This window comes from Salegentibacter lacus, assembly GCF_020164555.1.
In the GTDB taxonomy this organism is placed as follows: domain Bacteria; phylum Bacteroidota; class Bacteroidia; order Flavobacteriales; family Flavobacteriaceae; genus Salegentibacter; species Salegentibacter lacus.
Map to the genome: position 1 here is coordinate 41547 of NZ_JAIQZB010000007.1, position 20984 is coordinate 62530.

The 20984-nt window shown below is 37.4% G+C and carries 18 protein-coding genes and 1 pseudogene; 4 read left to right on the plus strand and 15 right to left on the minus strand.

The window, feature by feature from the left end; translation table 11 throughout:
• Positions 1-6 precede the first annotated feature (6 nt).
• The 11 genes from ilvD to LB465_RS07055 form a co-directional block, all read right to left on the minus strand.
• Complete coding sequence (ilvD, locus tag LB465_RS07005; RefSeq protein ID WP_224468627.1) at positions 7-1680, minus strand: dihydroxy-acid dehydratase; 1674 nt, start codon at positions 1678-1680, stop codon at positions 7-9.
• 627 nt (positions 1681-2307) lie between these two features.
• Positions 2308-3843: a bifunctional GNAT family N-acetyltransferase/carbon-nitrogen hydrolase family protein gene (locus LB465_RS07010; protein WP_394370923.1), complete on the minus strand. Its 1536-nt coding sequence runs from the start codon at positions 3841-3843 to the stop codon at positions 2308-2310.
• 223 nt (positions 3844-4066) lie between these two features.
• Positions 4067-4699, minus strand: coding sequence for a response regulator transcription factor (locus tag LB465_RS07015; RefSeq protein WP_224468631.1), 633 nt, complete (start codon positions 4697-4699; stop codon positions 4067-4069).
• Positions 4692-5480, minus strand: coding sequence for a sensor histidine kinase (locus LB465_RS07020; RefSeq protein WP_224468633.1), 789 nt, complete (start codon positions 5478-5480; stop codon positions 4692-4694). The genes LB465_RS07015 and LB465_RS07020 overlap by 8 nt, the downstream gene beginning before the upstream one ends.
• A 705-nt stretch (positions 5481-6185) precedes the next feature.
• Complete coding sequence (locus LB465_RS07025; RefSeq protein WP_224468635.1) at positions 6186-6572, minus strand: hypothetical protein; 387 nt, start codon at positions 6570-6572, stop codon at positions 6186-6188.
• A 1250-nt stretch (positions 6573-7822) separates the two neighbouring features.
• Positions 7823-8680 (minus strand): 5-oxoprolinase subunit C family protein, encoded by an 858-nt coding sequence (locus LB465_RS07030; RefSeq protein ID WP_224468638.1) that lies wholly within the window; start codon positions 8678-8680, stop codon positions 7823-7825.
• Positions 8670-9401, minus strand: a complete 732-nt coding sequence (gene pxpB / locus LB465_RS07035; RefSeq protein ID WP_224468640.1) for a 5-oxoprolinase subunit PxpB — start codon at positions 9399-9401, stop codon at positions 8670-8672. The genes LB465_RS07030 and pxpB overlap by 11 nt, the downstream gene beginning before the upstream one ends.
• Positions 9398-10168, minus strand: a complete 771-nt coding sequence (gene pxpA, locus LB465_RS07040; RefSeq protein ID WP_224468642.1) for a 5-oxoprolinase subunit PxpA — start codon at positions 10166-10168, stop codon at positions 9398-9400. The genes pxpB and pxpA overlap by 4 nt, the downstream gene beginning before the upstream one ends.
• Before the next feature lie 273 nt (positions 10169-10441).
• Positions 10442-11662, minus strand: a complete 1221-nt coding sequence (locus LB465_RS07045; protein WP_224468644.1) for an Nramp family divalent metal transporter — start codon at positions 11660-11662, stop codon at positions 10442-10444.
• Positions 11662-12813 carry a DUF2891 domain-containing protein gene (locus LB465_RS07050; protein WP_224468646.1) on the minus strand — a complete coding sequence of 384 codons (1152 nt, stop codon included), beginning with the start codon at positions 12811-12813 and terminating at the stop codon, positions 11662-11664. The genes LB465_RS07045 and LB465_RS07050 overlap by 1 nt, the downstream gene beginning before the upstream one ends.
• Before the next feature lie 174 nt (positions 12814-12987).
• On the minus strand, positions 12988-13755 hold the full coding sequence (locus LB465_RS07055) for a YifB family Mg chelatase-like AAA ATPase (protein ID WP_317198426.1): 768 nt from the start codon (positions 13753-13755) through the stop codon (positions 12988-12990).
• Between LB465_RS07055 and LB465_RS07060 the strand changes: the two genes are divergently transcribed.
• The 3 genes from LB465_RS07060 to LB465_RS07070 all read left to right on the plus strand — a co-directional run bounded on the left by LB465_RS07060 (position 13739) and on the right by LB465_RS07070 (position 16874).
• Entirely contained in the window at positions 13739-15490 is a 1752-nt protein-coding gene (locus LB465_RS07060) for a recombinase family protein (RefSeq protein ID WP_224468648.1), read from the plus strand. The two genes, LB465_RS07055 and LB465_RS07060, sit on opposite strands and share 17 nt — an antisense overlap.
• Before the next feature lie 578 nt (positions 15491-16068).
• Positions 16069-16638 carry a hypothetical protein gene (locus LB465_RS07065; protein ID WP_224468650.1) on the plus strand — a complete coding sequence of 190 codons (570 nt, stop codon included), beginning with the start codon at positions 16069-16071 and terminating at the stop codon, positions 16636-16638.
• On the plus strand, positions 16635-16874 hold the full coding sequence (locus LB465_RS07070) for a hypothetical protein (RefSeq protein ID WP_224468652.1): 240 nt from the start codon (positions 16635-16637) through the stop codon (positions 16872-16874). The genes LB465_RS07065 and LB465_RS07070 overlap by 4 nt, the downstream gene beginning before the upstream one ends.
• A gap of 207 nt (positions 16875-17081) precedes the next feature.
• Here the strand turns inward: LB465_RS07070 and LB465_RS07075 are convergent, their stop codons facing one another.
• On the minus strand, positions 17082-17987 hold the full coding sequence (locus LB465_RS07075) for a hypothetical protein (RefSeq protein WP_224468654.1): 906 nt from the start codon (positions 17985-17987) through the stop codon (positions 17082-17084).
• A 243-nt stretch (positions 17988-18230) separates the two neighbouring features.
• Between LB465_RS07075 and LB465_RS07080 the strand changes: the two genes are divergently transcribed.
• Entirely contained in the window at positions 18231-18848 is a 618-nt protein-coding gene (locus tag LB465_RS07080) for a recombinase family protein (RefSeq protein WP_224468656.1), read from the plus strand.
• A 20-nt stretch (positions 18849-18868) separates the two neighbouring features.
• On the opposite strand, the gene LB465_RS07085 is transcribed toward LB465_RS07080, so the two are convergent.
• The 3 genes and pseudogenes from LB465_RS07085 to LB465_RS07095 form a co-directional block, all read right to left on the minus strand.
• On the minus strand, positions 18869-19486 hold the full coding sequence (locus LB465_RS07085; RefSeq protein ID WP_224468658.1) for a hypothetical protein: 618 nt from the start codon (positions 19484-19486) through the stop codon (positions 18869-18871).
• Complete coding sequence (locus tag LB465_RS07090) at positions 19483-19971, minus strand: hypothetical protein (protein ID WP_224468661.1); 489 nt, start codon at positions 19969-19971, stop codon at positions 19483-19485. The genes LB465_RS07085 and LB465_RS07090 overlap by 4 nt, the downstream gene beginning before the upstream one ends.
• 125 nt (positions 19972-20096) lie before the next feature.
• Positions 20097-20945: pseudogene (locus LB465_RS07095) on the minus strand (YifB family Mg chelatase-like AAA ATPase); the annotation flags it as partial.
• Positions 20946-20984 lie beyond the last annotated feature (39 nt).

Genomic DNA, 20984 nt, shown 5'->3' on the forward strand with positions numbered 1-20984 from the left:
ACCTTATTAAAATTCGTCGGTAACGCAACCTTGTGAGGCCGAAGAAACCGTTCTTGCATATTTGTAAAGCACTCCCTTATTGAATTTTAAAGCGGGGGCTTTCCAGTTTTCTTTTCTTTTCTTTATTTCTTCTGCTGAAAGTGCAACTTCTATTTTATTGGTTTCAGCGTTAATGGTAATCTCATCCCCGTCCTTTAGAAAAGCAAGTAAACCGCCTTCCTGGGCTTCCGGAGTGATGTGCCCGACGACAAAACCGTGTGTTCCACCAGAAAATCTTCCGTCTGTTATTAAAGCTACATCTTTACCGAGTTTTGCACCCATAATTGCTGAAGTAGGCTTAAGCATTTCCGGCATTCCCGGGCCACCTTTTGGGCCCTCGTACCGAATGACGACTACATCGCCTTTTTTTACTTTTCCTTCTGAAATGCCATCATTAGCCTCATATTCACTATTAAACACTTTAGCGGTTCCAGTAAATTGTAACCCTTCCTTTCCTGTAATTTTTGCTACCGAACCGCCTTCAGCAAGATTTCCGTATAGAATCCTGATATGCCCGGTTTTCTTGATCGGGTTATCCAAAGGCCTGAATACATCCTGGCCTTCTTCCATATCGGGAACATCAGCAAGGTTTTCAGCTAAGGTTTTTCCGGTTACGGTAAGACAATCGCCGTGAAGCATATCGTTTTTCAGCATATATTTTAACACCGCAGGAATCCCGCCAATTCTGTGTACATCTTCCATCGCATATTTCCCGCTTGGCTTTAGATCGGCTAAAAATGGCGTACTATCGCATATTTTTTCAAAATCTGTTAGATCAAAATCAACTTCAGCCGATTTCGCTATGGCCAAAAAATGCAGTACCGCATTGGTAGAACCTCCTAAAACTGTAAGCAGTCTTATCGCATTTTCCAGCGATTTACGATTTACTATATCTCGGGGCTTAATATCTTTTTCTATTAACAAACGAACCGCCTTTCCAGCTTCTTCGCTTTCAGTTTTCTTTTCTTCACCCACTGCCGGATTTGAAGAGTTATATGGCAAAGCCATTCCCAAAGCTTCAATAGCCGAAGCCATTGTGTTTGCAGTATACATTCCGCCGCAGGCCCCTGCCCCAGGACAGGCCTTTTCTATAATGCTTTCGTATTCCTCTTTTTCTATATCACCGGCGGTTTTAGCACCCCAGGCTTCAAATGCTGAAACCACGTCCAGTTTTTTACCGTTGTGGCAACCGGAAGCGATGGTACCGCCGTAAACCAAAATCGCAGGACGATTAATTCTTAACATCGCCATAAGTGCGCCTGGCATATTCTTATCGCAGCCTACAACGGTAATCAGCGCATCGTAAGACATCGCGTGGATCACGGTTTCCATAGAATCGGCTATAATATCTCGGGATGGCAACGAATAGCGCATTCCCGGCGTTCCCATAGAAATCCCGTCGCTAACACCAATGGTATTAAAAATTAAACCGACAAGCTCATTTTCATTGGCTCCTTTTTTAACTAGTTTAGCTAAATCGTTAAGGTGCATATTACACGGATTGCCCTCGTAACCCGTACTGGCAATACCTACAAATGGCTTTTTAAAATCTTCTTTGGTTAGTCCTATCGCGTGCAACATTGCCTGTGAAGCCGGTTGCGAATCGCTTTGTGTTAAAACTTTACTGAATTTGTTATGCATTACTTATTTCTTCTTCGTGTGATTTAAAAATTAAAAGTAAGCTGATAAGTTGTCAAGACAGTATATAAGCAGGAAAAAGCACTACTTTCGGAAGAAAAACAACAGGCTCAAACAACTGAATAACAAATACTTAACCTCCTATTAATTACGATAGCTGAAAAGGCTATTTTGCAAGGGAAAATTTCATTGAAAAAAGTTCAAAAATCAATAAAATTAAGGTGTTTAAAGGATTCTTAATTTTATGACTAAAATTTTAAGATTTTAATGTTTTGAAGGAAATTTATGAGAATTTGGTAATGATTCTTTGTGGAGTCTAGGTTGTGGGTTATGAGTTGTCTGTTGTTGGAAGTTTGATGTTTGTTGATGGGGATTGTTGTTTCGCCACGAATCCACTAATATTGCCATGCAAAATTTGAGTGTCAGTTCGATTTCGTTATTTGAGCTGAAAGCGAAAATAACGTTGTATCGAGAACCTTAGAAATTGCACTTCTCAATACTTCCTCCTCACATCGGAAATCGAAGTGACGTGGAAACTTCAATCGAAAGATCGTCGCGCTCGTTCCTCGCTCGCAATAACGAGTAAAAAACTAAAACTGCAAACTGCCTACTGACAACCGAAAACTGAACCTACTTTTTCTTCTTTAATGAATACAAATCCTTCCTTCTATCTTTCATATTCCGTACACTACCAAAAGCGTGTAGTTCTTTTAGAAGATCTAAATCTACATCTACTAGTAGTGTACTTTCGGTGTTTGGGGTGGCTTCGGCTTTAATTCCGTTTACGGGGAAGGCGAAGTCAGATGGCGTTAACACTGCGCTTTGGGCATATTGAATATCCATATTATTTACCTTTGGCAAATTCCCTACAGATCCAGCAATGGCAACATAACATTCGTTTTCTACCGCTCTTGCCTGGGCGCATATTTTTACCCGGGAATATCCGTTTTGAGTATCGGTCATAAACGGAACAAAAAGAATGTTCATTCCTTCTTCGGCGAGAATCCTACCGACTTCAGGGAATTCTACATCATAGCAAATAAGTACGCCAATTTTTCCGCAATCGGTATCAAAAGTTTGGAGTTTGCTACCACCTTTCATACCCCAGGCGGCTTCTTCAGCCGGAGTGATATGCAATTTTTCATAGCGCTCATAACTTCCGTCCCTTCTGCATAAAAAGCCCACATTGTACATATGTTCGCCAATTACCATAGGCATACTACCGGTAATGATATTTATATTGTAATTAACCGCGAAATCCTGAAAGGTTTCCAGCAAACGTTCGGTATAGGTCGAAAGTCCGCGGATGGCTTCAGGTTCAGTCAATTCATTAAATTGAGCCATAAGCGGCGCGTTAAACAATTCCGGGAAAAGAATAAAATCACTCTGATAATCACTAACCGCATCCACAAAAAATTCAATCTGTGAAACCAGCGCATCATAATCCTTAAAAAGTCGCATTTGCCATTGCACCAGCCCAAGCCGAACCACCGTTTTTGGCGTATCTATAAGTTTAGTGGTTTTGGTGTAGTAGATATTATTCCACTCCATCAATACTGCATACTCCTTACTTTCGGCATCGCCGGGCAAATATCCTTTAATTACTTTCTTTACGTGAAAATCGTTGGAAAGCTGAAAAGACAACACAGGATCGTGAATTTCCTGCAGTTTTACTTTCTCTATATATTTCTTTGGAGTGAGTTCTTTAGAATAAGTCGCGTAATTAGGAATACGGCCACCAAAAACGATCGATTTTAAATTAAGCTGCTCGCAAACTTCCTTTCGGGCTTCGTATAAACGTCTTCCAAGGCGCATTCCGCGGTAATCGGGATGAATAAAAACATCTATTCCGTATAAAATATCGCCGTTATTGTTATGCGTAGAGAAATTCTCCCCCCCGGTAATTTCCTGGTAGGTATGATCTTCGTCAAATTTCTTGGAATCTATAATTATGGAAAGTGCGCAACCCGCAATTTTGTTGTCGATTATAATACAAAACTGACCTTCGGGAAACTTATTCACCAGGGTTCTGATCTCATCTTTGCTCCAATACTCATCGGGCATTTTATTGTAACTCTTAATCATAGAAACCTTGAGTTCCTGATAATCTTTAAGCTTTAAATTACGGAGTTCTATTTTTGGCGTTTCGTTCACGGAAGTCAGTATTTATTTTCGCGAAGATACTGTAGAAAATCTTGGTTTGAAAATAGGAAACCGGTTTGCCACGAATTCAGGAATAGTTTTTACTGAATTGTGTCTTATCTGTCTTAAACGTCACCCTGAAGTTTGACGTCACCCTGAACTTGTTTCAGGGTCTAAGTACAGCTTAACTCCTTTTCATCTTAGATTCTGAAACAAGTCAGCATGACGTTACAATTTATACGTAAACTTACAACAACAAAATTCTATGTTTAATGGCAAAAAGTACAAGGCCGGTTCGGCTTCTTACGTTTAGTTTTTGAAACAAACTCTCGCGGTATCCGTCTATGGTTTTTGGACTTAGGTTCATCTCGTTGGCTACCTCTTTGTACGTCATTTCAGTACAGGCGTGGCCAAGAAATTCTATTTCGCGTTTGGTTAGATGGGTGAATTTATTCTCTTTATTCCGGTTTTTAATGGCTTCAGAAACCGCATCGGTATAGAAAAAACCTTCTTTTATCACTTCATCTAAAGCAAACTTAAACTCGTCGGGATCTATATCTTTCAGTAAATAGCCGCGGCAACCGAGTTTCACCATAAAAGTGATGGTTTCCTCATCGTCTTCCATAGTAAGTGCCAGCACTTTTTGATTGGAATGGTTTTCCTTAAGCCAGGCCATAGTTTCGGGCCCGTCCATAATAGGCATTCTAATATCCAGCAAGACCAAATCGGGTTTTGGCTGATTGGCTTTAAATTTATCTACCAGTTCCCGTCCGTTTTTGTAAATTCCGTAAACCTCATAATTTTCAAAAGAATTTACTAGGTTTTTTAAAGATTGCGCAAATAAAGTGTGATCGTCTACAATTGCTACGGTATTATTCATCTTGTTGCCCCATTAAAGAATAGCGTAAAGATAAAAAAGTTCCTTTGCCCATAGCACTTTCCAGCTTAAACTTTGTTTGTATTAAGGCTGCCCTGCTTTCCATATTAAATAATCCTGAATTCTTCTGTACTTCTTCCAAATCAAATCCCTGCCCGTTATCTTTAGCGGTAATAATGATTTCTTCGGAAGTAAACTCAATGCGAACAATTAACGCTGAAGCCTTCGCGTGCTTTATCACGTTAGAAAAGAACTCCTGAAGGATCCTGAATAAAATAATGCTGTGTTGTTGCGGAATTTCCTGTTTTTCGCCGGTAATTTCCAGTTGGGCTTCAATAACCCCCATTCGCTGAAACCTTGCCAGTTCATTTTCTACGGAAACCACCAAACCGGCATAACCAATAACCTGGTTGTTTAAAGATTTTGAAAGCGAGCGCACTTCCTGAAGCGAACTGGCCACGGTTTCTTTAATTTCCAAAACTGAAGTTTTCTCGGCCTCAGGCAGGTTTTTTGAAAAGATATTTAGCTGCATGTTAGCCACGGAAAGTAACTGACCAATATTATCGTGCAACTCCCAGCCCACGTTTTTTAGGGTTTGTTCCTGCATTTCTAAACGCGATTGGGAAATTTCGCGCTCAAAACGCTTTTCGGCTTCAAATTGTTCCAGTAACATTTTATTTTTGCGTCTTTGGTACACTATAAAAAAAACGATCACAAAAGCCGTTAGCAGCAGGATCACTACCACAAAGTAGATGATAAGTAAGAGTTCTTCTTTAGAAAGCATTTTTTAAATTCTTAGTAGAAGTTTTTTTCTTGTTGGCCAGCAATAAAAAGGCAATACTATAGGAACTATACATAAAAATATTCATTGCAATCATAATCAAACTGCTGAACTCCACAAATTCCGGACTTTTATCATTAAAATATTCAAAATAAATGAAAATAGGGCTAGTAGTTAGAAAATATAGAAGCGCCGCAAAGGAAATATAAAAACTGATTTCCCTTTTTACATTCAAAATTTTAGGACTCAGCAGAATTTCAAAATAATAGTAGAAAATTACCCCTAAAAGAAAAAAACTTCCCAATAAATAAGTAACCACTGAATTACTCTTAAAAAATACATCTGAAAATATTAAATTGGCAATACAGATTATAACATATAAAATCAAGCAATGATTGATAATCCGCCTTATTTTTTTATTTGAAATATTCCAGGTAAAGTATAGAATATAAATCACAAAACTGATAATCAAATAAGGATTATATAACCAATAAGTTCTGTACAAAAAAGTTTGCTTTAGAAAATGTAATTCTTCATTCCAGTAGATTGCAGCCGGAAATAATCCTATACTTTCAACAAAGAATGTTAGCAATAGAAAATACGAAAAAAACCCAACCGCTTTATCGGCTGGGTTTTTCTGGTAAAAATATAAGCCGCATATGGCCGCAATACCCTCAAGTAAAAATACCAGGAATCTAAAATCTTGCATTAATATTCCATTGGAGGCCAGCCCGAGCCAATTGTATTATATGGCTCAATTTCATAATTATTAGGGTCAGAGTCTTCCTCTGCATTTTCCGTATCACCCTTAGCTTCTTTGGTTGGAGAGAGAAACATGGTAGTATAGCTTTTTTTCTCATTGGTTTTAGGATAAGCTCCTAAATAAAACCTAATTCCCGGTTTTTCTACTCCCTGCTCCTTAGATTTCTCCTTTACATAATCCAGGTATTCCTGCAATTCGTCCACGCTGTACCAGAATTCGCGGGTATCTTCATAACCCTCGGCTTCCCTAATATCTTTTCCCCTGGTTCTTACCCATTCATCTTGTTCTTTACGCGCCTCTTCTACGCTAATGCACTTTTTTGGTTTTTTCATTTGTTTTAGTTGGTTGGTTAAAAACTTAATTTTTTGTTAAGGTAAATTTAGGAGAATTTTTTTGTTTGGCAAATGTTTCCGGTTCTCGGTTCTCAGTTGTGAGTTTTCTGTTTTTGGTTATCATTTATTGGTTCTTTCTCGGTTGAACTAGATTACAAGTTCCCACGAATACAAGAATATTTTTTGTTTCGTCATTGCGAGGCGGCGTTAGCCGATGTGGCAATCTGTTCTGGATGAGTTCTCGGATGTCAGTCGCAACACGAAATGACGGGAACTCTAAACAAAAGATCGCCGCACTCGTTCCTCGTTCGCGAAGACGATAACAAGATACCGACTGAAGTCGGGATAATTCGATCAGCATTTTGAATACGCCTTCAGCTTTTAAAAAATCCGATCTCATCAAAAGGGGGTTTTTCCCCTTGTAGCAAGTCTACTAATCTTCTACTTTTGATATTGTCATTTTAGTTAGCTAAAATGTTTTGGGGCAAAAAAGTGTCGTCAGTGGTGTGAAGTCTGATTGGTAGGGTAATCAGATTTTTCGTAAACCTAGACGGCACTTTTTTATTTTAGTGAACCTGTGTTTTAAAAAGGCCATTGGCCGAATTTAAAATATTAGGGCGAACTAATCCCGATTTTATATCGAGATCTTTCTACCTAAATACATTTCAAATCTCATTTTCATCTAATTGGACAGCTTTCTCTAAATTTTATTCGAAGAACCATTTTATCATTTAACAATTTAGATTTCAGAAAAGAATTTAACACCGGATCTAAAATGTTCTGAAGCTTAGAAACAGCTTAGCGTACCAGGAAATCCCTACTGATGTCGGTATAATTCGATTAGTATTTTTTAATTCGCCTTCGTCTTTTTAAAAATGAGATCTCATCAAAAGGGGATTTTTCCCCTTGTAGCAAGTCTACTAATCTTCTACTTTTGATATTGTCATTTTAGTTAGCTAAAATGTTTTGGGGCAAAAAAGTGTCGTCAGTGGTGAGAAACCTGATTGGTAGGGTAATCAGATTTCTCGTAAACCTAGACGGCACTTTTTTATTTTAGTGAGCCTATATTTTAAAAGGCCTCTGGCGGAATTTAAGGATCAAGCCCAATTGTTGTGGAATAGGTAAAAATTGTCGTTAATCTATACAGTAAGAATTCTATATTTTTCACTCCTCTAAACTGACTTCTAAAGGCTTTAATTTTGGCATTAAAAGATTCTGAAACAAGTTAAGAATGACGTTCTAAGGAATGATCACGATTTCAACAAAAATCTAACCATATCCCCAGCCTTTTTCTGCGCCATAATATTAATTCCTTTTTCACTTAGCTGCAAAACTCTTGGATAACCACCGGTGGTCTGGCAATCACGCATTAAGACGATTAATTTCCCGCCGGGAGTTAATTGCACAGTACCCGGAAGGACCGGGCCGGTTATAATTGGTCCCAGTTGATTTTCTAAAACCTCACTAAGCTGGATCGCCATTCTATTGTTATTTTTATCTACGCTGAATTTGCTCTGTCGTAAATGACTTTTTAAAGTTTCGGGAAGTTTTTCGAATTCAGGGCCGGGAAAAACTTCTATTTCTTCAGATTTCAAATATTCATCATCAAACTTTATCGCAGCGTGAGTCACATATTTTTCTTCCTCAGAAGCTTCATATTGCAGTTTCATTCCTTTCTCGAGCTTTTCGTGACTGGTAATATCTTCGTACCAACTTCGGCTTCCCAGGACTTTTTCGGTTTTAAAACCGTCCAGGATTGCTAAATAAGAACGCATTCCATATTCTGGCCTTCCAAAAGATAAAATATCACCTTCATGAATTTTCACTACTTCATTATTATCAATTTCAGTATCGTTTAGTTTTGGAGAAAGGTAAGCTCCGCTAATAGCAATTTTTGTGGCTGCCGAAAATTTAAGTTTTGGTCCCATTTGGGTAATTTCCATTACCGCAGCATCGGCCTGATTTTGTAAAATCAGGTTGGCGGTTTTTAAAGCGATTCTATCCATCACTCCACTTAAAGGAACTCCATATTTTTGAAATCCGCGACGTCCAAAATCCTGAATAGTGGAAAATAATCCCGGATATAAAATTTCAACTTCAGCCTTCATAATTTTCTTTTTTTAGTTGAAAATTTCCTTCTGAAACCTGTGCAGAAATTTCTTTAAGTTCCGCTTTGGAAACCGAATAGAATTTCACTTTATCTCCTGCTGAAATTTCACAAGGTGGATCGTTATTTTTATTGAATAACTGCACCGGGCAGTTGCCTAAAATTTGCCATCCGCCGGGGCTCGATTTTGGATAAATTCCGGTCTGATTTTCACCTATACCAACGGCTCCTTTTTCTATCTTCATTCGGGGCTGGTTTTTTCGGGAAATCTGAAGCTTTTCATCGAGCCCTCCCAGGTATAAAAATCCTGGTAAAAAACCGGTGAAATATACCGTGTAAAACGGCCTGGTATGAAGCTTAATAATTTCTTCTTTCGAAAGGTTTTTTTCCTCAGCAATAAGTTCAAGGTCCCAGCCAAATTCTTCATCGTAACAAACCGGTAGACGAAAAATTTGCCGGTTATTTATTTTTCCTATCTTAGCCTCACTTAACAGCTCTTTAACCGCCGAAACCTCATCATAGAGGTTTTCTATACTAAACATATAACTAATTAATAACGAGTTATATGTATTGATTATCTCAACATTTACTTCAGTATATAATTCTTCCAGTTTATTTTTATAAAAGAGCAGTTTCTCGAGTAGTCTCTCGCTAATCTCCGGCTCAAATTCTATAAGAATCCCCCGCTCTCCCATCGGTTTTATTTTAGGAAAATCGCTCATTTTGTATTCTTGATTTTAATATTGTGTTCAGCAAATTTCTGCTTTAAAAAAGTAATGATTTCTACTGAATTTGGAGTATCGCTATGCAGGCAAAAAGTATCAGCTTTACAGGAAACTTTTTCGGTATTTTCACAGTTGATTTTTCCTTCAGAAAACATTAAAAACAGATGCTCAAAAACAGCCTTTTTATGGGTGATTAATGCGTTAGGTTTTGAACGTGAAACCAGGCTTAAATTAGGCTCATAATTTCGGTCTGCAAAAGCTTCAAAAACGATTGGAATATCACCCTTAGCAAGTTTAGAAATTACCGATTTTGGCGGACAAAAAAGCGCTAAATTTTGGTCGAATTCAAGCAAAGAATCAATGATGATCTTAGCTGTTTTTTCATCTTTTGCGGCTTCATTATAAAGTGCTCCATGAGGTTTTACGTGAGTGATTTTCACCCCTTCTGCTTCAGCCAATTGTTTTAAACTTAAAATTTGAGCAACAATAGAACGCTGCAACTCTTGCGCAGAAATATCCATAGGTTTTCTCCCGAAATTCTCCTTATCCGGATATGAAGGATGCGCTCCTATCTCAACCCCATGCTCCATGGCCAGTTTAATGGTTTTCTGCATCGTTTCCAGGTTGCCTGCGTGGCCACCACAAGCAATATTACAGGCAGAGATGTGCGGCATCAAGTCAGCATCAAAATCACCTCCTTCGCCTAAATCACAGTTTATATGGATTTCTTTCATATTATTTAAATAATTATTTATTCTGTTCATTTTTTCCATCGATGAAAAAACGAACCAAAAAAATCTAGGCTTACGAAACTTTATCTAAATTTATCGTTCTGCACCTAAATTTTAGGAACTCGCAACTAAACCTTTGATAATCAATAAAGCAATTTTGCTCAAACAGCCTAAAATTTTACGGTGCTTTCACTTCAAATTCATACGATAAATTTTCGGTAGGCCAAAAATCACAAAATCCAAGTATAAAATTTTAAAGAAAACCCTTAGGCGTTAAGGAATATCGTTACTCGCTTTAGATGATGATTAATAACCATGAACCACACTTAGGATTGATTTAACGCCCAGAAACAGGGAGATGGCTATCACCACTATTCCCAACAGGTTTTGCAGTTTAGAATTGCGATGTGCGCCTAAAACCGAAGCTTTATTAACTACCCAAAATAAGAAAATCGCGATGACGGGCAATAATATTCCGTTAGCAATTTGGGCGAAGCGTATAATTTCAATTGGATTGATCTGCAGGGAAGAGAAGAAAACACCCAAAATAAGAACAACCGTCCAGACTATTTTAAATTTTGCTGATTTCATTCCTACATTCCAGCCAAAACAACCTTTTACCACATAAGCTGCGGCCAAAGGTGCTGTTATTGAAGAAGTTATACCCGCTGCCAATAGGCCCAGAGACATAAACCAGGTGGCAAATTTCCCGAAAAGCGGCTCCAGACTCACCGCCATATCTGCAGCTGAATTTACATTTGTTAAGCCCGAAGAAGCCGCGCTTATAAGAATCGCCATAGAAACCGCCCCACCCAAAAATATAGAAACCACCAGCTCTTTTCTGGCAATAGGCAAATAAGAAGCTTCCTTCCACTTCTCACTTACCAGGGACGCGTGTAAAAAAAAATTATAAGGCACCACGGTGGTACCAACAATAGCCGTTACGGTAAGTAAACCAGCAGCATTACCGGTTGGGATTAGTCCGTTTAAAATTTCTAAAATATTAGGTTTGGTAAGGATTGCGGTAAGCACAAAACTAATGCTCATTAGTAAAACCAGACCTATAAATATCTTTTCGAGGGTCTTATAACTTCCACTATACAAAAGAATAAAAGCCAGGCCACCAATAAAAATACTCCACAGATTAAGCGTAAAATCGCCAATTTGCAGGTTCTTAACCCCAAAAATAGCTTCAGCCCCTAAAACTGCTCCGGTAATGTTACCCGCTTCGTAAGCAGCGTTCCCGACAACAATGGCTGAAAAAATAAGAATGATCGCTAAAATCCTGAAAACAGGTCTTTTAATTTCTTCCCGAATAACGTCGCTTAAACCCTTTTGCGAGACCACACCCAGCCTTGCAGCCATTTCCTGCAAAATTATACAGGAAAATATAGAAAGCAACAAGGCCCAAAGCAGGCTATAGCCAAATTCAACCCCGGCCAACGTACAAACCGTAACCGTTCCCGGCCCAATAAAAGCCGCCGAAACAAGTATTCCCGGTCCAAGGTTATTCAGGAAATTGCGCACTACAGGTCTTTAGATTCCTGCAAGGCATAAATGGCGAAGCTTCCCAGCCAATGGCCGCCTTCATAACTATCCCCAACTAAATTAGGAAAAGAATAAGCTACGTGCCTATCGGCAATTCCCTGTAGATGAGAGAATTTATCGGGATATTGATTTATAAGTCCGTAGAAAACCCAGGCACGGCTAAAGTTAAGTCCGTCAAGATGTACCAGTTTTCCATCGGTTCTATCAGAAACTTCTCCAACTTCCATCTCATAATCTTCAGATTTTAGCTGTGGAAGAAAATCTTCAAGCCACATTTCAAAAGCATTTTTCGGCAAAACACGGCGCATAATATTAACTTCTTCCAAACAAGGAGACAAGAAGTCGAAACCACCCGGTTCCCAGGTTATCGGGCAATTATCATCTTTTAAATAAAAATCTTTTGCTCGTTTTGAGATTAATTCCTTTAACTCGGTGTTTTCTGTTGCAACCGCATAATCGTATGCGAAACTCAAACCAAAAGCGGTATTGGCGTGTTCACCAACTCTAATTGGATAATTCAATTTTGGAAGAAATTTTAGGTATTTATCAACAATAAGATTGGTAAGCGGATCTAAGTTTTGTTTTAATTCAGTAGCCATGGGATCGTTCCAGGTTTCTATTTCTTCAGCGAGTTTCAGTAACCAGGCCCAACCATAGGTACGCTCAAAAGAATCGCTTTGTTCCCGGTTAAAATAAGCCACTTCGCCCTGAATATTTTCAGCAGAAAGAGATTCCTTTAATTTCTCCTTAATAGCTTCAGCTTTCGCCAAATCAGGAAACTGCTTTAGCAAACTCACCAAAGACCAATGCGCGTGCACCGAAGAATGCCAATCAAAACAGCCGTAAAATGCAGGGTGTAATTCAGACGGCTCACCTAACGCCTCTTTATTCTCCAGGGTTTGATTAAGTTTATTGGGATATTCGGTATTAATACAATTCAACGGAAGTTCGGCCAACCTATTGGCTTCCTCTTTAGTAAATTCCACACGGTTTTCCCCCAATAAATCTCCGGCCAAAGTACTTTCTTCTTCGATAGTATCACTCTCCATTTCGGAAACTTCTTTAGCTTCCGGTTCTCCTTTACACGCTATAACTGAAACGGCAATAAGCAGCAATAAACCTTTTTTCATAGTAGTTTGGTCTTAACAAATAAGTTGCCCCCGGACAAATGTGCGAGGCAATGAGAAAAAATATATTCAAAATTTCTATAGTTTCTCAAGTGAGTAAATATAATTTTAAAAGTTGACATAGATAAAACTATACTCCTATCAAAAATATCAAAATTCTCTTAAAAAAAGGATAATTTATCCGAGCCAGCCATCACGGTCCAGACTTCTATATTGAATGGCTTCACTAATATGGTTTCCTTTAATATTTTCTGAATTTTCCAAATCGGCAATAGTTCGGGAAACTTTAAGAATACGATCGTAAGCTCGGGCCGATAGGTTTAAACGCTCCATCGCAGTTTTAAGCAATGCTTTTGAAGCTTCATCTAGCGCACAAAATTTCCTTATTTGACGAACACTCATTTGCGCATTATAATGAACAGATTCAGATTCTTTAAAACGTTCGGTTTGCAAATGGCGTGCAAGGGTTACTCTTTTTCTAATATCTACGCTGCTCTCCCCACGGCGTTCTTCGCTAAGTTTTTCAAAAGGAACGGGAGTAACCTCAATATGAATATCTATCCTATCCAAGAGCGGTCCGCTGATCTTACTTAGATAGCGCTGCATTTCTGCCGGAGAAGAAGTTGCCGGCGCATCGGGATCGTTGAAATAACCACTGGGGCTCGGGTTCATACTCGCCACCAACATAAAGCTGGAAGGATAGGTCACCGTAAACTTAGCACGGGAAATAGTCACTTCCCGATCTTCTAATGGTTGACGCATAACCTCTAAAACGCCACGCTTAAATTCAGGAAGTTCATCTAAAAATAATACGCCGTTATGTGATAAAGAAATTTCTCCCGGCTGTGGGTAAGCTCCGCCCCCGACAAGGGCTACATCTGTTGCAGTTGTAAAGTAGGTGGTGTACATTTGCTGAAAATTCATGGTTATGACTAAAGTAGCAATTTATGCCAGAGTATCCACAAGTGACAATCAAGATTATACAAGACAGGTTGAGGAATTGACGGAAAAAATAATCAAAGACGGTTATACTGGCGAGGACATTGACGTGTTTGCGGAATCCTTGTCTGGGTACAAGTTTGACAAGGAACGGCCCGAAATGGATAGATTAAATCAAAAAATAAAAGAAGATAAAAATTACTATACGAGGGTCTATGTTACGGAGATTAGCCGAATTGGTAGAAAACCGAGAAAAATTAGGGATATTATAGAAACTTGGAATGATGCTGGTGTAGATTTGTATATCCATAATATCGGGCAGAACACACTACTCCCCAATGGTAAGAGGAATGCTGTTGTCAACATGATTATTCAGGTATTAGTGGAATTTGCCCACAGTGAAGGCGAACTCTTCAAACAAAGAAGCCGAAGCGGACTTTTGAGTTCTGCCAAGGCAGGTAAGGCAGGAGGCGGTAAATATTTACCCTATGGATACAGAAAAGATAAAAACAAGATGTTGGCAATATGCGATGATGAAGCTGAGGTCATTGAGATGATTTTTGACCTGTACCGTAAAGATAACGGCACCAAGGTTATTAGTGGAATTCTGAACAATAAAAATGTGCCTACCAGGACCAACAAAGCCTTAAAAGGTAAGGAATTAAACTTCAAGATTAGGAAGAAGGCGGAAGATATAAAATGGAGTGACAAGCAAGTTCATGATATCCTTAAAAATACAATCTACAAAGGTAAGAGACGATTCAAAGATAGAATCCTGGATGCACCATCGATTATTCCAGAGGAATTATTTGATGAATGTACAGACATTAGAAAAAGTAAGACCCACCGAAACCATACAACTGAATATGTTTATTTATTGAAAGACCGCATCATTTGCGGTTGTTGTGGACGGAACTATTTTGCCAAGTTCAAACCTAAAGTGGGTGGTGACAAGGTTTATATTTGCTCTAGCCGTCTTAAGAAAAATGGTAATTGCGGTAACACTGGGATTAATATCAGTTTAATTGAATCTGCCATTTATAACGAAATAATTTCCAGTGATTCGATACTGAAATACATAAACAAAAAAGATGAGGTTAAGAAAAGGTTAGAAGATGACATGGAGCAATTAAAGAACCGCATAGTCACAAACGAAAGATTATATGGGGAATGTGTCCATCAACAAAAGACATTGCTTAAAATTGCCTTAAAAGTGGATATGGATGCCGAACTATACGCTAATGAAAATGCCGAATTGGTTTTGGAAGAAAACCGTTTGTCCGATAAACTCAATAGGGATAGGACCCAACTGAGAAAAATTAAAAGTAGCTTGAAGAAACAGAAAGACATAGGTACCACTGCGGCTATGCTTAAAAATGCAAAGGAAGACCGTGCTGAACTGCGAGCAATTTTTCTCAACCTGATAGATAAAGTTATAATAAATGTAATAGACAAGGATACAGTTTTAGCCAACGTATTTCTGTCGATTGAGCAGGTGGTTCTCCCGAATTCATTAAGATTATTCTTGGACACTAAGGGCCTTAGACTGCGAAAAAAAGTTTATAGATATTTGCCGATGGAAGGAAGGAATGATGCCGTTAGGTACAATGAAAATCAGCTTCAGACACCTGTACAGAAATTTCAAGAAGAAATATATATAGTCAACGAAAATGCTGGACTAATGGATACAGATTATCTTACGATATCACACCAAAATGTTTTAACAATACCCATAAATTAAATGACACTATGACTTTACCATATATTGTAACAGCCTTAAATGAAGGAAAAAAGTTTTTATGGGTCCCTAAATTACCAGATTATTTACAACATCGTCAACAATAATATTATGATCGTGTGCCGGGGCACACGATCATACCATCAGGTGGTTAAGGCAGTCTCTATGTCCCCTGGCCCCCTGTTCGATTCTTCCCAACTCAATCTTCCAATCTTATAGTTACGAAAATTGTGATTTAGTACCGAAACCTTTCTTACAATAGGTATTTCATGGGTTCCCATTTCATGGTCCCGAGTATCTCTTCAAATTTTTGCCCAGAAAATATCCGATTTGTAAATACGGAGGGTGCAAATTCAAATCTGGGTATATTAACACTGTTCAATATCCCTACTCAATTTTTTTTCATTTATTTTTTTATATAACATACTCATCATCAGCATATTATTTTTTTTTATAAAAAAAATGATGCATAAGATTTACAATTTTCCTTTTTAGACGATACTTATTCATAACAAGCTGGTAGGAGACTTATTCCTCTTGTCCTGCTGTTGTATAATAATAAAAGTATTAAAGAATTAACAATGAATGTAAAACTTGATTATGAATCACAAATTGAAAGATATTATGGTACTTTAAAAAGAACAAGGTACTATAGCACCACCCAAATTATAGATATGGTGGGAATCTGTAAGAGGACCATGCGGTCAAGAATAAAACTACTGAAGGAAAAGTTCAAGAACGTTCCTTCAAAATTATATAAGGAAAATAACAAATGGTATATAGAAAGAAGTATTGTTCACCTCTTCTTACCAAAGTATAAATCCAGAACGAGCACTGTATATAACCAGAACTGGCAAACCTTTATAACCTGGATTACAAAGGATGCTTATGATAAAGAATACCATTATAGATTGATAGCTGAGGTACAGTATCAATTTCCAGAAGGAAAGTTCATGTGGGTAATTGAGCAGACCGAAAACGGGGTTAATCACGTCCATATGGTAAGTGACTTACCAACCAAGGATATTCAAAAGACCATAAATGCTGTACTGAATAGATACATACCCGCCACTGAATATCGATTGGAAGTGGCACCAATCAGAAACAAAATAAACGTAATAGATTACATGCTTAAAGATAGATACCTATGAAAGATTTTATAAATGACCAAATGACAAACTTCAACCTTGACCAGAATCCTTGGACCAAAAAAATGTTGATTAATTATATTTCAATTGAATACCAAGAAGACGCTGATTACTCCAATGAATCATTAATGCGGGAGTGGTGGTACTTATATGAAAATAATTTATTAGCACTTCTCAATACAGCAGAAGGTTTGAATTCATATCCAGGAAAGGATGACGAAGCTGGTAATAATGAGTAAATAACCCGCTTTTATGTGTACCATAGAAGCTGCTTATGACAGGTCACAACCCTACGATGTAAATTCAGTACTTTGTAGGGTTTTCTGCGTTTACAAGGGTTCTGAGAGCCTTAAATGCAGGTATGTGGCCAAAGTAGGTGATTGAAATTTAGAATTTAAATTTTGAACATTAATTACCTATCATACAATGAACGGAAATCTTTTGGTTTAATTTATTATTGATGATTTGGGTGGGCCATCAGCAAACTCTATCCACAACAAACTACTGGTTGTCCTATCTTCATAATAGAGTGTCCAGTCATTATCCTTAACCAGTTTTTTCATGCTATCATCACCCACATAAAGGACCTTTTGTAAGGTGATTCTAACACCATCTTTGACCCAATCATAATACTCCTGTTCGTAATCACCTGCCTGACTGGTAGGTTTGTGTTCAGGTTCAAATCCCATCTTATGCGAAACAACTTCAATGACTTCATCCAAGTCATATTCACTTATCCCATGCTGGGTAATTTTATAAATATATTTACCCCCAATCAAATCCACCTGGACATCCCTGTTAGTTTTTAATGTTACAATTTCAAAAGCCCTTCCATCGTAATTGCGAGTATCTTTAACTTCTATTAAATCTCTGTCTATTGTATCCCCTATAGAAAATCCTGCAACTTCAAATTTGATAATGTCCTTGGTTATATGGGTGGGTACTTCTGCATTTCCTTCCAATTCATATATGGCTGAATAGAATCTTCCGTTTACGGGGTAAAGGAGCAGTTTTGTGCCTTTAAATTCCCGCAATTCATAGGTTAATGTGTCAAAATATACGGTATCCCGATTAGGAATAAATTTAAAATCTTCATCAAATGTCCCTTTTGGTCCAATACTGGTGATTACCAACAACGAATCATTCAAAACTTCAATAGGTATAAGAGAGTCTCCAACCATTTTTCCAGTATCTGGCTCAAAATGGCTGTAGGAGTTATACATTCCGTTTTTTATCCAAACCCTCTCCTTATCCTTCCAATTATAGTTTAAAAATTCAGGACTATCAGAATCAGAATTAGAGCAGCTTGAAAAAAAACAGATTACAATTACAAGAAGGACCGTATTTCTCATCAGGGAGGTTTTTGTTAATGGTTTGCGAATCAAATATAATTAAAATAATTACCTCGATGTGATCCGCAGGATCGCATCGAAATGGATAGATAATAGGAAAAGTGTATCAAAAAAGGAAGTGTATCAAATTAAATCATTAATTCCCATTTTTGAAGCACAGTCATCGTATCAAAAAATATCAAAGATTTATTTTGACACACCATTAATATATTTTATCTTAGCAGTGTCAATAATTGAGAAACTATGGAAACCGCAATAATCGTTGCCAGATGCAGCACCACAGAAAAAAAGCAAGACGTTACCCGTCAGGTTAAAGAACTCCAAGAAAAATATTCTAATCTTTATGAGATTGTTGAGGTTTATAGTTATTATGAATCAGGAACTAAGAATTCCACAGATAATACTAAGATTCTAAATCTGGTAAAAGATAAAGGCATTGAAAATATTATTGTGTCCGAAATTAGTAGAATAGCGAGACGAGTTATAAAAGTCCTTCAATTCGTTGAGGTGTGTAATGAAAATCAGGTAAACATCATTATAGATAATTATAATTTACACACACTAACCAAGGAAAAAGAGGTAAATCAAATGGTTCACATGATGCTAACTATGGGTGCCTCTTTCGCACAAATGGAGTTGGATAGCACTATGAAACGAATGAATAGCGGTCGCAAGAAATTCGTTAAAGAAGGTGGCAAATTGGGAAGAACCGAGGGAACAACGGAATCACCTCAACAATTTTTGTCTAAGCACCGTGATGTGGTAAAACATTTAAAAGCTGGTCAATCGATAAGAAATGCAATGAAGTTAACTTTAAAAAGCAGTGGCACCGTGCAAAAGGTAAAGAAGTTGATGGTCTAATCCCTTCAAATAAGAAATACTCAATCAGTGTCGGACCTACATATTTCGCAAATCTTGTATTTATTATTTTTAGCTCCTTTAATATCTGTTTTTCTAATATCGCCCGTACAATTTCCTATTCCCCCACATCTTAAGTTAGTATGATAAGCATACGCATCATCACTTAAACAAATAAAAACAGGAAGAAATTCAAAATTTCTATTCAATACAGATGATGTTTTTGAAGGATACTCAATTGATATTTTAGGTTCTTCAAAATTGAATCTTATTTTGTTTCCTGAACTGGTTTGGTAATTATATGTAATCGGCTGGTTATAATCGGTACAATATTTAAAATTAAAATTAGCATTTCTTTTTATGTTTTTGACCACGGCTAAGTATTGTTCTTGAGAGGGAAAATTTATAACCACGTTAACTATTGCTGATTTATGAAATTTAATGTAAGTGTGATTTATTTTTCCTTGGTAATAAGGATAATTTTCACTTCCTCCTGAAAAATAATCGTCATTATTAGACAAATAGCTTTGGAAACCTTGAGCATTACCATCTAAGTGAGAATAATTCAGTTCCTGTGCAGCAACAGAGAGAGAGGAGAAAACTAAAAAGCAATAGGTTAGTTTATATAAATTTAATATCATAATTCTGAAATTGTGTATTGAACTGTTATTCCGTTTTTATCACTTTTGTCATGAACGCTAATAAAAAGCGTGTCATTTGTATAATATTCTTCACTATAGAAAACATCGTATTCAAGGTCGGGGTCATTAATCATAAATAGATGGGTAATGCCTTCCCCATCCTCATCTTCTTTTTTGAAAATTGCATCAAAGTTTATGACGATATCATCAGGATTATTTTTGTTTCTAATTCTTATCCAACCAGAATTCTCATCTGATTTAATAATAATATAAAATGGATTATCAACGCTCGGATTGTTCATATTTGGTTCCAATTCAATCCCATTTCTTTTTTGTTGGGTCCATACGGTATAAGCTTCAAGGTTCTCATTCATCAAGGTTTTGGTATAGCCAATATTGCGCATGAATTGAACCCGTGGAGAGGTTTGGGAGTAGGTTTGACAATAGATAAAAATAAATGGAATTATTAGTAATAATTTTTTCATCGAGGATAATTTCGGTTTATATGTATAATCTGCCTTTTGAAGAGAATTTAGCGCATTAAATTTTAACCGAATATACTAAAATTTTAAGAAAAAGCTAAGACAGATTACACAACCACCCACTATGTAACACTTACATCCGAAATTGTGTGATGAGGACTTCTAAATGGTCTTTGCGACATTAAACCTACATGTTCTTTTACCCTGCCAACAACACTATGAATTTTTGTAGTTTCCAGAGCTTCGTGTAAAGTCATAGGTGGCAAAATACTTGGTAAGCGTTTGGCCAGCATCGTTTTCCCAGCTCCAGGGGGACCAATTAAAATAATATTATGCCCGCCCGCTGCGGCAATTTCCATACAACGTTTTATAGATTCCTGGCCCTTTACATCTGCAAAATCATGTTCGGGATGATCAAGATTTTTGTAAAATTCTTCGCGGGTATTGATTATAGTTTGCTCTATTGACTCTCCTTTATCGAAAAAGTTGATAACCTCAGTTATATTTTCGACTCCATAAACTTCAAGACCGCTAACTATGGCCGCTTCTTTAGCATTTTGCTTCGGAAGAATAAATCCTTTAAAACCTTCTTCCTTGGCTTTTATGGCAATAGGCAAGGCACCTTTTATGGGCTGTAAGCTTCCGTCTAGCGAAAGCTCACCCATAATAATGTATTCTGAAATATTTTTTGCTTTAATTTGGCCTGAAGCGGCCAGAATTCCCAGGCTTAAACTAAGATCGTAAGCCGAACCTTCTTTTCTAAGATCGGCCGGCGCCATATTGACAATGATCTTCTTTCCGGGAAATTTATAAGTGTTATTTTGAAGGGCGGCGGCAATTCTAAAACTACTTTCCCTTACTGCATTATCGGGAAGGCCTACCAGATGATAACCAATGCCGGTTGCTACATTTACCTCTATAGTAATTGTAGTTGCCTCTACCCCAAATACGGCACTTCCATAAACTTTTGTAAGCATCTAAGCGTTTGATTTCTTAAATGTACTAAATTTTATGAA

Excerpts from the sequence above, each read along its gene's own strand:
- ilvD (WP_224468627.1), bottom strand. The coding sequence starts at position 1,680 with ATGCATAACAAATTCAGTAAAGTTTTAACACAAAGCGATTCGCAACCG.
- LB465_RS07015 (WP_224468631.1), bottom strand. The coding sequence starts at position 4,699 with ATGAATAATACCGTAGCAATTGTAGACGATCACACTTTATTTGCGCAA.
- LB465_RS07020 (WP_224468633.1), bottom strand. The coding sequence starts at position 5,480 with ATGCTTTCTAAAGAAGAACTCTTACTTATCATCTACTTTGTGGTAGTG.
- LB465_RS07025 (WP_224468635.1), bottom strand. The coding sequence starts at position 6,572 with ATGAAAAAACCAAAAAAGTGCATTAGCGTAGAAGAGGCGCGTAAAGAA.
- LB465_RS07030 (WP_224468638.1), bottom strand. The coding sequence starts at position 8,680 with ATGAAGGCTGAAGTTGAAATTTTATATCCGGGATTATTTTCCACTATT.
- pxpB (WP_224468640.1), bottom strand. The coding sequence starts at position 9,401 with ATGAGCGATTTTCCTAAAATAAAACCGATGGGAGAGCGGGGGATTCTT.
- pxpA (WP_224468642.1), bottom strand. The coding sequence starts at position 10,168 with ATGAACAGAATAAATAATTATTTAAATAATATGAAAGAAATCCATATA.
- LB465_RS07050 (WP_224468646.1), bottom strand. The coding sequence starts at position 12,813 with ATGAAAAAAGGTTTATTGCTGCTTATTGCCGTTTCAGTTATAGCGTGT.
- LB465_RS07060 (WP_224468648.1), top strand. The coding sequence starts at position 13,739 with ATGACTAAAGTAGCAATTTATGCCAGAGTATCCACAAGTGACAATCAA.
- LB465_RS07065 (WP_224468650.1), top strand. The coding sequence starts at position 16,069 with ATGAATGTAAAACTTGATTATGAATCACAAATTGAAAGATATTATGGT.
- LB465_RS07070 (WP_224468652.1), top strand. The coding sequence starts at position 16,635 with ATGAAAGATTTTATAAATGACCAAATGACAAACTTCAACCTTGACCAG.
- LB465_RS07075 (WP_224468654.1), bottom strand. The coding sequence starts at position 17,987 with ATGAGAAATACGGTCCTTCTTGTAATTGTAATCTGTTTTTTTTCAAGC.
- LB465_RS07080 (WP_224468656.1), top strand. The coding sequence starts at position 18,231 with ATGGAAACCGCAATAATCGTTGCCAGATGCAGCACCACAGAAAAAAAG.
- LB465_RS07085 (WP_224468658.1), bottom strand. The coding sequence starts at position 19,486 with ATGATATTAAATTTATATAAACTAACCTATTGCTTTTTAGTTTTCTCC.
- LB465_RS07090 (WP_224468661.1), bottom strand. The coding sequence starts at position 19,971 with ATGAAAAAATTATTACTAATAATTCCATTTATTTTTATCTATTGTCAA.